The sequence below is a fragment of the Seleniivibrio woodruffii genome, assembly GCF_004339245.1.
Lineage (GTDB): Bacteria > Chrysiogenota > Deferribacteres > Deferribacterales > Geovibrionaceae > Seleniivibrio > Seleniivibrio woodruffii.
In genome coordinates, this window is record NZ_SMGG01000003.1 from 870,758 (window position 1) to 882,793 (window position 12,036).

General features: G+C 50.8%; 10 protein-coding genes. All 10 read left to right on the forward strand.

Annotated features, from left to right (window positions below; translation table 11 throughout):
• Position 1 precedes the first annotated feature (1 nt).
• The 10 genes from C8D98_RS04160 to C8D98_RS04205 all read left to right on the forward strand — a co-directional run bounded on the left by C8D98_RS04160 (position 2) and on the right by C8D98_RS04205 (position 11,810).
• The gene (locus tag C8D98_RS04160) at positions 2 to 1,327 is read left to right on the forward strand and encodes a metallophosphoesterase (protein WP_132872302.1); all 1,326 of its coding nucleotides are present in this window, start codon (positions 2 to 4) and stop codon (positions 1,325 to 1,327) included.
• A gap of 263 nt (positions 1,328 to 1,590) precedes the next feature.
• The gene (locus C8D98_RS04165) at positions 1,591 to 1,836 is read left to right on the forward strand and encodes a helix-turn-helix domain-containing protein (protein WP_132872304.1); all 246 of its coding nucleotides are present in this window, start codon (positions 1,591 to 1,593) and stop codon (positions 1,834 to 1,836) included.
• On the forward strand, positions 1,833 to 3,092 hold the full coding sequence (locus C8D98_RS04170) for a HipA domain-containing protein (protein WP_132872306.1): 1,260 nt from the start codon (positions 1,833 to 1,835) through the stop codon (positions 3,090 to 3,092). Before C8D98_RS04165 ends, C8D98_RS04170 begins: the two co-directional genes overlap by 4 nt.
• A gap of 51 nt (positions 3,093 to 3,143) precedes the next feature.
• The gene (locus tag C8D98_RS04175) at positions 3,144 to 4,475 is read left to right on the forward strand and encodes a sigma-54-dependent transcriptional regulator (RefSeq protein WP_132872308.1); all 1,332 of its coding nucleotides are present in this window, start codon (positions 3,144 to 3,146) and stop codon (positions 4,473 to 4,475) included.
• 132 nt (positions 4,476 to 4,607) lie between these two features.
• Positions 4,608 to 6,428, forward strand: coding sequence for a sensor histidine kinase (locus C8D98_RS04180; protein WP_132872309.1), 1,821 nt, complete (start codon positions 4,608 to 4,610; stop codon positions 6,426 to 6,428).
• A complete protein-coding gene (locus C8D98_RS14050) occupies positions 6,425 to 6,505 on the forward strand; it encodes a potassium-transporting ATPase subunit F (RefSeq protein WP_132872998.1) in 81 nt (26 codons plus the stop codon). The genes C8D98_RS04180 and C8D98_RS14050 overlap by 4 nt, the downstream gene beginning before the upstream one ends.
• Positions 6,506 to 6,516: 11 nt before the next feature.
• Entirely contained in the window at positions 6,517 to 8,115 is a 1,599-nt protein-coding gene (gene kdpA / locus C8D98_RS04190; RefSeq protein WP_132872311.1) for a potassium-transporting ATPase subunit KdpA, read from the forward strand.
• Entirely contained in the window at positions 8,112 to 10,142 is a 2,031-nt protein-coding gene (gene kdpB / locus C8D98_RS04195) for a potassium-transporting ATPase subunit KdpB (RefSeq protein WP_132872312.1), read from the forward strand. The genes kdpA and kdpB overlap by 4 nt, the downstream gene beginning before the upstream one ends.
• 9 nt (positions 10,143 to 10,151) lie before the next feature.
• Complete coding sequence (locus tag C8D98_RS04200) at positions 10,152 to 10,673, forward strand: potassium-transporting ATPase subunit C (protein WP_132872314.1); 522 nt, start codon at positions 10,152 to 10,154, stop codon at positions 10,671 to 10,673.
• A 3-nt stretch (positions 10,674 to 10,676) separates the two neighbouring features.
• Positions 10,677 to 11,810 (forward strand): histidine kinase, encoded by a 1,134-nt coding sequence (locus C8D98_RS04205; RefSeq protein WP_132872316.1) that lies wholly within the window; start codon positions 10,677 to 10,679, stop codon positions 11,808 to 11,810.
• The last annotated feature ends 226 nt before the right edge of the window (positions 11,811 to 12,036 follow it).

Consider the following 12,036-nt stretch of genomic DNA (forward strand, 5'->3'; position numbering starts at 1 on the left):
AATGAGTTTTTCCAGAAGACATTTTATCAAAACACTTAGTGCCGGAGCAGGTGCATGTTTCATTGCGATGAACACTGCCGGATGCTCGTCAGATATCTTTCCGTCAGGTTCTGGTGCTGAACCGCTTTGGGAACCCGAAACTAAAAGAAGCAAAATAGTGGTGATAAGCGATATCCACCTCGGTATCGATGACAGATACACTGAAACACTGGAAAACCGTCCTATACTCATAAAATTCCTTCAGAGGCTTCAGCGCACCACGGATGTTCGTGAACTTGTAATCGCAGGGGACTTTCTGGATGAATGGTTCCTGCCTGTATACTATCCTTCGTACACGGATCAGGATCAGTTCTACAAAGATGTGATCGATAACAACAAAAGTGTTTTAACTGAACTGAAAAACGTTATAGACAGCGGAATAAAGGTTGTTTATGTCCCCGGAAACCACGACCTGACACTGGAAGAGGAAATTCTTCAGAAAGCCATTCCCGGACTGGTTCAGGCCAGAGACGGCAGAGGGCTCGGAGCATATTATACCGGAGACAGGAACGAGATCGTAATCGAACACGGCCACCGCTATGATGTATTTTCAGCACCCGACACTCTTACCAACGCTGAGCTTTGCGGCAACGATGAAACCATTATGCCCGCAGGCTATTTCTATGCACGCTATGCCGCAACCTGGGTTCTGGAAGGCCGCCCGAAGGTGATTAAAACCCTGCCCGTGGTAACAAATGTACCTGATTCCAGCGACACAGACCAGTACGGAGCTTTTCTGTATTATTCGGTGCTTAAAGATATATCCACAAGAATTACCCCCTTTGAGGGGCTCAGCCAGAAGATATTTGATATGCGCATTTCAGGATTCAACGATTCATATACATATCTGGATTTCTATCCCGCACAGGAGGCGGACGGAACAATCACTGCTCCTGTCCTGTTCAGACATATCCAGCGCACATGGGCAGAGCGTCAGGTGCTTAACAACGTAAAAGTTCCCAACAGTTTCAGCGAATCGGTATTGGGAGCTGTTAAGTATGAGTCATTCTTCACCAGAGCAAAGGCGAATTATCTGGAAAATCCTGCGGAGAATGTTGATATCGTAGTTTTCGGGCATACCCACGTCCCTTCATACCGGAACATCGGAGGCGGCAAATGCTATCTCAACTCCGGAACATGGATAGACCACAATGTAGATCATCCTGAAACGCCCCGTTCGTTTGTTGTCATAACGACAGGCGAAACGAACAGTTCGGCAGTCTACAGCTACGGCAAAGACGGCTCTGTGGTCGATATTACCGCAAAGGTCAGCGGCAGTGACTCATAGATAAAGATTATCCTGCAATCATTGGTTGCGGGAACTGCTCCATAGACAAGATAAGGAAGTGTTTTCGCTTGCTCCCACCTGCAAGTAAACTCAAGGAACGCACCCGAAGAGGGTGCGTTTCTTATTTATAATTATACTTCAGTATAATTTATTCTGCCTTTTGCCATATCAATCCATTTAATTGTACTTTAGTAGAATTTATATTGCTTTCGTCTGTTTGCGGTGCTTTAATTATATTAAAGTAGAATTTATGGTGTGCTGGAATGGCGAAAAAAATAGTTAAGCATAATGTACCCGAACCGCAAAAGCTTAAAGATCAGAAAATACTTGGTGATTTTATCCGTGCGGCAAGGACAAACAGCGATATGACGCTGGAGGATGCCGCCGCTTTGTGCAGAGTCTCAATCAAAACAATGACCAATCTGGAAAATGCCAAAGCCGACATAAAGTTCAGCACCGTGCTTAAGGTGTGCGAAGCTCTCGGCGTAACACTGCGGATTGAAGCATGACGAACAGGCTGTATTTAAAACTGAACAGAAAACCGGTCGGTTTTATCAGTTATGAGCCTTATGAGGACATTTTTGGGATAGAGCTTGATGACAAAAACCTGCATCTGTCTCCTCATGTTTTTTCAGGTGCTCAGTTAGGAGCGGTAAAGCGTTTTCTCATGAATCTGCTGCCGGAAGGCGGCGGACTGGAGGAACTGTCGGGTATGCTGCACATATCAAAGGGAAATATTTTTGGGCTTATAAAAGCCATCGGCGCAGAAACCACGGGGGCTTTGTCGTTTCATTCCGGTCAGAATGACGAAGAGGGGACATTTTTCAGGGAAATCGGTGTTCAGGAACTGACGGGCAGAATAGGAGAGAGGGCAGACGTCCCTATGACCGTCTGGGACAACAGACCCAGACTTTCCGTTGCAGGTGTTCAGGAAAAACTGCCCGTTATGGTTATGCCTGACGGCAGAATAGGTTTTGGAGACGGCGATTATGCCTCCACCCATATCCTGAAATTCGCCAAAAATGCAGATGAGCATATGGTGTTGAATGAGTTTCTGTGTATGACACTGGCTGAGAGACTGAAACTTTCATCTGCCGATGTAGGGTTTATGCGCTTAGGCGAACCTGTTTTGAAAGTCAAGCGTTTCGACAGGGTTTTTAACGGCGGCAGAGTCGACAGAATGCACGTTATAGACGGCTGTCAGATGCTGGATGTGCCTCCTTTGTATAAATACGAAAGGATTTACGGCGACGGCAGGGATGTTAAAAATATCCGGGAGGGAGCATCTCTGAAGAAATTGTTTGAAACGGCGAAATCATGCAGTGTTCCGGCGGCGGCAGCCAGAGATATGCTCAACTGGGTGCTGTTTAACCTGCTGATAGGCAACTGTGATGCGCACGGCAAAAATATATCGTGGCACTATTCTGCGGATGGAATACGGATTGCTCCTTTTTACGATATGCTTTCAATAACTGTTTATGAAGGCAGATACAATGAAAACCTCGCAATGGCTGTCGGAGACTGTTTTGATTCAAAGGTCAGAGCCTCTGATATAGCAGATATGTGCGAACAATGCGGGCTTCAGCCCCGTTTTGTGGCGAGGACGCTGGAAAAAATGGCAAAGGCTGTTTCTGCCGAACTTGATACAGTTGATGCCGGTCTTGAACTTTCGGAAGATGAACAGGGTTTTGCTGATAAGCTCAAGGGTGTGTTAAAAGAAAATGCCGCATGGTATATGGATGCGGCAAAGACTGTTGCGGTTTGAGCTGAAGCGGCGGTATGATGTGGAAACCAGTATGACCTGCGAAGGTATTCAATGTTAAAAGTTCTTGTTGTGGATGACGAAGCCGGAATCAGAAAGATGCTGTCCGTGTGTCTGGAATCCAGAGGGCACACCGTAAAGGGTGTTTCCAACATAAAGGATGCTCTGGCGGAGGCCGACAGGCAGGTCTATGACACTGCGTTCATCGATCTGCGGCTTGGAACCGACAACGGAATGGAACTGATCCCCGCATTTTTAAAGACCTGCCCCTGGATGAAGATAGTCGTTATAACCGCATACGCCACTGTGGATACGGCGGTTCAGGCCATGCGGCTGGGTGCGGCTGATTATCTGCCGAAGCCTTTCACTCCGGAGCAGGTGGATATAGTAACCGAGAGAATTTCATCAGTCCGCAGGATGGAAGAGGACATCTCCCGCCTGAAGGACGATCTGTCGAAACTCCGCCCCGAAACATCGTTCACCACCGAAAACCCTGCCATGAAGCAGGTTCTTGATACGGCTAAACAGGTTGCGCCCACCGATGCCACCATCCTGATAAGGGGTGAGAACGGCACGGGAAAAACAGTTCTGGCAAAGGCCATCCATTCTTGGAGCAAACGCTCAGGCAAGCCTCTGGCTGTTGTTTCCTGCCCTTCGCTGTCTGCAGAACTGCTGGAAAGCGAGCTTTTCGGGCATGTGAAAGGAGCTTTTACGGGGGCTGTGCGTGACAACGCAGGCAGGATAGCCGCATGTGAGGGCGGAACCCTGTTTCTGGACGAGATAGGCGAACTGCCCATGTCCATCCAGCCGAAACTACTGCGGTTCATACAGGACAGAGAGTACGAACGCATAGGCGACCAGAAGACCAGACACGCCGACGTCCGCATAATCTCCGCAACCAACGCCGACCTTGAGGAGGCCATCCGTCAGGGCAGATTCCGTGAGGATCTTTACTACCGCCTGAACGTAATTCAGCTGGATATGCCCTCCCTTGCCGGACGCACGGAGGATATTGTACCCCTTGCCCTCGACATGCTCAGGTTTTTCGGAGCGCAGAATCACAGAATTTTCAAAGGTTTTACTCCCGAAGCGGAAGCACAGCTGAAGTCATGCAAATGGAGGGGGAACCTGCGTGAAATGCGCAACGTGATCGAACGGGCGGCCATTATGTGTCCTTCGGACACCGTGGGAGCTGAATATTTTCCTTTCGGCGGCCGAAAGCAGAATCATGAAATAGCTCTCGGCGACAGGGTCTCTCTGGCAACGGTGGAAGAGAAACACATCAGAGGTGTTGTGGCTTCCGCATCCTCTTTGCAGGAGGCCGCAGAGATACTGGGAATCGATCAGGCCACCCTCTGGCGGAAAAGGAAACAGTACGGCATCTGAAAACCTTGCAATCTGCAATGCATAGAAAGTCCCCGATATTGCATTATGCAATGTCTCTTACGTCTAAATTCTGATTTATCAATAACATACAGTCTGGCATCCGTTATGCTTTAAAAATAGACGGAGGATGCCATGATCGGAATCAGACAAAAACTGATGCTCGGCTTCGGCGGGCTTTTGCTTATCATTCTTTTGTCGGGTGCATTCACGCTTTTCAACATCGGCAGACTGGGCGGAGCGGTGGATACCATACTGAAAGAGAACTACAGAAGCGTAACCGCAAGCCAGCAGATGAAAGAATCGCTGGAGCGAATCGACAGCGGACTGCTTTTCATCCTGACGGGAAACGGAAAAGAGGGCGGGAAGCTCGTTGAAGAGCATGTGGAAAAGTTTCTCGTTGCGCTTAAAACGGAGCAGGGGAACATAACCATAGCCGGAGAGAAGGAGGCGGCGGACAGCATTGAAAGGCTTTTTGCAGAGTACAATTCCGGCCTGCGCCCTATGCTGGACGACGGCATGACCGATGACGGTAAGCGGGCTTTCTATTATAAAAATCTCTATCCGCTCTTTTATGAGATAAAAAACAACGCACAGAAAATTCTTGATATGAATCAGGCACATATGGTTCAGGCGGGCAGGGACGCCTCGGAGCTGTCGGCAACGGTGTTCGACAGAACTGCGGCGGCAATCATAGCCTCGGTGATAATCGCCGCCATGTTTTCATTTCTCACCCACAAATGGATACTGAACCCCATCAGGCGGCTGACAGAATCGGCAAGGCATATCAAAGACGGCAACCTTAATCTGGTGCTTGAGGTCGGCTCAAAGGACGAGATAGGTCAGCTGTCAAAGTCTTTCAACGAGATGGCGCATGCCCTGCGCACGGCTAAAAAACATGATATGGCGAAACTTGCAACTGCGGAGCGTTCCGCATCGGACATGCTGAAAGCTCTGCCGGAGGCTATCGCCGTTATCAGCACCGACGGAACAATAAAATCCGCCAGCGAAACGGCAGAGAAGAATTTCGGGATAAAGCCCGGAGAAGATATAGGGAATCTGGGGATAGGCTGGGCGGAAAAGCTTTTTGAAAAATGCCTGATAGAGCATAAGCAGCAGACCTATGACGGATATATTCAGCATTTCATAGGCGGAAATGAGTACTTTTTTCAGCCCACGGTAATTCCAATCCCACTCGGCAGAGCGGACAGGAAGATGACTTCCGCCGCACTTATCCTGAAAGACGTTACACAGGTGAACGAACAGCAGGAACTTAAAAAGAGCGTGGCCGCAACGGTCTCCCATCAGCTTAAAACACCTCTTACATCAGTCCGTATGGCTGTTCATCTTCTGCTTGAGGAGAGGGTGGGCGGTCTGAACGAAAAGCAGACCGAGCTTCTGCTGGAAGCCCGTGACGGCAGCGACAGGCTTTCGTCCATAATTGACAGCCTGATAGCCATCGACGCTGCGGAGGGTAAGAAAAACAGTGCGGCTGTATATTCAGCAGGGCTTCTGATGGCGGACGCTAAGGATGTTTTTGAGGCCGACGCACTGGACAGAGGCCTGCGCCTGATTTGCAGGGAATCATCCGGTCTTCCGGAGGTTCTGGCGGACAGAGAGGCCATTGCCCATGTTTTTTCAAACCTTATCAACAATGCGTTCCGTTTCACTGCCGCCGGAGGCGAGATAATTCTGGATGCGGCGGTAAACGGCGATTTCGTGACGTTTTCCGTGACCGACACAGGCAGAGGGATACCGCAGGAGCATCTTGAGCATATTTTCGACCGTTTTTACAGGGTTCCGGGGCAGGAAGGAAGCACCGGAACAGGCCTTGGGCTTGCCATTGTGAAAGAGATTGTTCAGACACACGGCGGTCAGGTTTCGGTGCTGAGCCGTGAAAGCTCCGGCTCGGAGTTCAGGTTCAGTCTGCCTGTTCATAAGGAGGAATACAAATGATCTGGCTTGCATCGATTTTTGCCGTGGGATGCGGCGCATATCTGATATATGCCCTGCTTTTTCCCGAAAAACTCTGAGGAGATTTTTTATGATACTCGTAACGATGGTAATAGGGATTTCTGCGGTTCTGTCGTGGTATCTCGGAAAATACATGGCCTATATTCTGGATACCGAAGCGGAGGGAACATGGCGTACCTATCTTAAACAGTTTGCCGTGTTCAATGCCTTAATGTTCGCTGTCTGTTTCACAGTGCTGTCATTTCAGCAGTATCTGCCGCTGAATCCGGACGGCAGGGGAGCCTTGACGCCAGACCTTATTTTCAACACGACAGCTTCATTCGTGACGAATACTAACCTTCAGCACTATTCGGGCGAAGTATCCATGAGCTATTTTTCACAGCTTTTTGCCCTGATGTGGCTCCAGTTCGTTTCGGCGGCAACGGGCATTGCGGCTCTTGCGGCTCTGTCCAGAGGTCTCAGCGGAAAGGGATTCGGCAGCTTTTATAAGGATATGACCCGTACAACCCTCTTTATCCTTCTGCCTGCTGCTTTCGTTGTTGCTGTGCTTCTGATATTCACAGGCGTACCAATGACCTTCGGCGGCACTGTGGAAGCCCATACTCTGGAAGGGGCGATACAGAACATCGCAAGGGGGCCGGCGGCGGCGTTCATCGCAATTAAACAGCTCGGCTCAAACGGCGGAGGATTCTTCGGGCCAAACTCAGCCCATCCCTTTGAGAACCCCAGTTTCCTTTCAAACATAATAGAGACCATGAGCATAATCATAATCCCCATGTCCTGCGTCTGGATGTTCGGAAGGCTCACAGGAAAAATGCGCCATGCCGCAGTCATTTTCAGCGTGATGCTTCTGCTTCTGGTGATGAAGGTGTCGTTCGCTTCATATTTTGAATCAGCACCGACAGGTGCTCTGGCTGGGCTTGATGTTCAGACATCGTCCAACCTTGAGGGCAAGGAACTGCGGTTCGGAACCTCTGCCGCACCCCTTTGGACAGCCGTCACCACTTCCACCAGCAACGGTTCGGTGAACAGTATGCACGACAGCCTTAACCCGCTGACGGGACTTGTGCCTCTGACGGGAATGTGGCTGAACGAGACGTTCGGCGGTGTCGGTGTGGGGATGATAAACATGTTCATCTATATCCTGACAGGTGTGTTCATCTGCGGGATGATGGTGGGCAGAACTCCTGAATATCTGGGGCGCAAGGTCGAAACGCAGGAGATGAAACTGGTGCTTCTGGCTCTTCTGGTGCATCCGTTCTGCATCCTCGGCGGCACGGCTCTGTTCACAATAATGCCCTGGGGTGCGGAAACCGTTCATAATGCCGGAGCGCACGGGTTCACAGAGATTCTTTACGAGTTTACGTCCGCTTCCGCCAACAACGGGTCTGGTTTTGAGGGGCTTGGAGACAACACCCCTGCGTGGAATATAGCAACCGGATTGGTCATGCTTATCTCCCGCTATGTGCCAATAGTTCTGCCGCTGATGGCTGTTGGCTCTCTTTCGGCCAAGAAAATATCTCCCGACACGAACGGAACCCTCCACACCGACACATTGCTTTTCGGCGCAGTGATACTGGGCAGCATAATCTTCATCGGCGCACTGCTTTTCATGCCCGTTGCTGTTCTGGGGCCTGTGTCTGAATACATGGCAGGAGCTTTAAAATGACAAAAACAGAGAGGCGTGAGGCTCGTTCCTCCGCAATATTCAATAAACAGGCGGCGGCCTATGCGGCTGTTCAATCCATCAAGATGCTGTCGCCGAAAGTGATGATAAAGAACCCGGTGATGTTTGTCACCGAGATGGGTGCCGTGCTCTCAACAATATCGCTGTTCGCCGTGTCGGCGGATGCCTATGCGGTTTCTGTTACTGTGGTGCTGTGGTTCACGGTTATTTTTGCAAACTTTGCCGAGGCTCTGGCCGAAGCGAAAGGAAAAGCGGGGGCGGACAGCCTTAAACAGGTGCGCAGGGAAACAGTGTGCACAAGGTTTGTTGACGGCGGGTCGGAGCAGATCGTCTCTTCGGAGCTTAAGGTCGGCGACAGAGTATTGGTTGCAGACGGCGGTATAATACCCTGTGACGGCGAAGTGGACAAGGGCATTGCCTCCGTTGACGAATCCGCAGTGACCGGAGAATCCGCACCAGTAATAAGGGAATCAGGCGGCGACAGAACAGGTGTGACCGCCGGAACAAAGGTGCTGACCGGAAGCATTGAGGTCATTGTTACGGCGGGAGCGGGAGAGTCGTTTCTGGACAGGATGATATCACTTGTTGAAGGTGCAGTCCGGCAGAAAACTCCCAACGAGCTGGCTCTGACTGTCACCCTTTCGGGGCTTACTCTGGCATTTCTGATGGTCACTGTCGCTCTTCTGCCCATGGGCAGATATTTCGGTGCGGAGCTGTCAATTCCAACACTGACCGCTCTTCTGGTATGTCTTATCCCCACCACCATCAGCGCACTGCTCCCCGCCATAGGCATAGCCGGAATGAACAGAGCGCTGGCGGCAAACATTCTGGCCAAGAGCGGAAAAGCGGTTGAGCTTGCTGGCGACATCGACACCATCCTTCTGGACAAAACGGGCACTATCACCGTGGGCAACAGGCAGGCGGTGGAGTTTGTTCCTGTGGAGGGAGTTACCGGAAGAAAACTGGCGGAAACGGCCATGAACGCTTCATACGGCGACACTACGCCGGAGGGGAAATCCATTGTGGTTCTTGCGGAAAAGCTGGCGGGGCTGGAAGCGGATATACCCGACGGTGCGGAGATTATAATTTTTTCGGCGCATACCCGCCTCAGCGGTGTCGACAGAGAAGGCCGGAAACTGCGCAAGGGGGCATATGATGCCGTGACCGCTTTTGTTCAGCAGAACGGAGGCCTAATCCCCCCTGACCTGAAAGAGATAACCGACAGGATAGCTTCGTCCGGATGCACACCCATTGTCGTTGCGGAGGATAACGAGATTCTCGGTGTCGTTTCGCTTTCAGACGTTTTGAAAGCGGGTATTCAGTCGAGGTTTGCGAGGCTCAGGTCAATGGGCTTGCGGATAATCATGGTGACGGGAGACAACCATCTGACCGCAAAGGCAATTGCCGATGAGGCGGGAGTTGACGGATTCGTTGCCGAGGCAAAACCGGAAGACAAACTTAACTATATAAGAAAAGAGCAGAAGGGCGGGCGGCTCATAGCCATGATAGGTGACGGAACAAACGATGCTCCGGCTCTTGCGCAGGCGGATATCGGCGTTGCCATGAACTCCGGCACTCAGGCGGCAAAAGAAGCGGGCAATATGGTGGATCTGGACAACAACCCCACCAAGCTTATTGAGGTCATCGAAGTAGGAAAACAGCTCCTTATGACCCGTGGAGCACTAACAACCTTCTCCGTGTCCAACGACGTTGCGAAATATTTCGCCATCATTCCGGCGATGTTCATCCTCGCCATGCCCCATCTGGCAGGGCTGAACATTATGCGTCTGGCATCCCCCGAAAGTGCGGTGCTGTCGGCACTGATATTCAATGCGGTGGTGATACCCGCTCTGATCCCACTCGCCATAAAAGGGGTCAGGTTCAGAGCTATGGGTGCGGATGCGCTTCTGAGGCGCAACCTGCTGATATATGGTCTTGGCGGGGTGATTCTGCCTTTCGCAGGGATAAAGCTGATCGATATGCTTCTGTCGGCAGCGGGAATATTTTAGGTGATTGATATGAAAAGTGATATAATTCAGAGTGTTAAAGCGGTTGTGATAACAATGTTCGTCTGTAGCGTGCTCTACACGGGTGCGGTCTATGCAGTGGGTTTTCTGGCAAAGGACAGGGCGGAAGGCTCGCTGATTTATAAAGGCGGAAAAGTCATAGGCAGCAGGCTGATAGCGCAGGGTTTCACAAGCGGCAGATATTTTCATCCGAGACCGTCTGCTGTGGACTATAACGGGGCAGGCGCAGGCGGAAGCAACCTTTCGCCCTATTCAAAAGAGATAAGAGAACGGGCTGAGAAAATAATTGCCTCAAACGGCAAAGGGTTGCCTGCGGATATGGTTACGGCATCGGGCAGCGGGCTTGATCCGCATATCAGCCTTAATTCCGCCATGTTTCAGGCGAAACGGGTTGCGGATGCGAGAAAAATGGACATAAACAGGGTCGTTGCCGTGATAAACGGACACACGGACGGCAGCCTGAAAATTGTGAACGTGCTTGAGCTGAACATGGCTCTGGACAATGCGGAGTAGAATATGAACGGCGAACGGGCGGACAGCTTTCTGCGGATGATAAAGCAGGCTCAGCGGGGCAGGCTGAAGATATATCTTGGCTATGCCGCAGGGGTCGGAAAGACCTATAAGATGCTTCAGGAGGCTCATAAGCTGAAAAGCGAGGGTATCGACGTTGTGGTCGGCTATGCCGAAACGCACGGGCGGAAAGAGACCGAGGCTCTGCTTGAAGGACTGGAGACCTTTCCGCAGATAAGTATGAGCTACAGGGGTATCGACATCCATGAAATGGACACGGCGGGGATAATCGCCCGCCGCCCGGAAGCGGTTATTGTCGATGAACTGGCGCACACCAACGTCCCCGGCTCAAGACACTCAAAACGCTGGCAGGATGTGGAGGAACTGCGCTCGGCGGGCATACATGTCATCTCCGCTTTGAACGTTCAGCACATAGAGAGCCTGTATGACACCATTGAGAAGCTGACGAACGTTAAGGTTAAGGAGCGGATACCCGACAGGGTGATAGCCGAAGCCGACCAGATAGTGAACGTGGACGTTACGGCGGAGGATCTGCGCCAGAGGCTCTCGGAGGGCAAGGTCTATATTGCCGAAAAGATTGAGGCGGCTCTGGAAAATTTCTTCAGGATCAATAATCTGGAACATCTGAGGGAGCTTACACTGCGTGAGCTTGCGGCGCATATTGATTTCAGGCAGAGGGCGGCGGAGAAAGAGGAGATGACAGCCAACCCCGATCAGGTGATGGTTTGTCTCAGCTCCAAAGGGCCAAACAGCGGGATGCTTCTGCGTTATGCATCAAGGCTTGCGGGAAAACTGAACCGCAACTGGTACGCCCTTTATGTTGAAACATCCAAAGAGAAGCCGGAAAAGATAGATGCCCACACCCAAAGACTTCTGGGAGACACTCTTGAACTGGCGCAGGAACTGGGCGCAACTGTCTATACCTACCGGAGCGACGATATTGTGGGTACTATTCTGAAATTTGCCGAAGAACACCGTGTGGGGCATATTGTGATAGGTTCACCCGGCAGAAAACTGCCCTACTGGAAGCGTGTTCTGGGCGATGTCGGGCTTGCGGAAAAGCTGATTAACGCCAGCAGAGGTGAGAACATCGTGGTGCTGAACACCAGGCGAATGTGATACAGTTGCGATAAAAGTGTTTACGGAGCTCAAGACCATATAATGCGAAATAATGCCCGATTGTCGGAAACTTTAATTTTATTAACAATCAATAGATGTTCAGTGAAGGTGCCAAATTAATAAATTTGGTGATCCGTCCATGAAGTATAATAATATTAAAGAGTTTCACTATTTCAGAGCATTAAAGGCTCTCGTGCTGAAAGAAAGGAAACTTTACCAGACACGT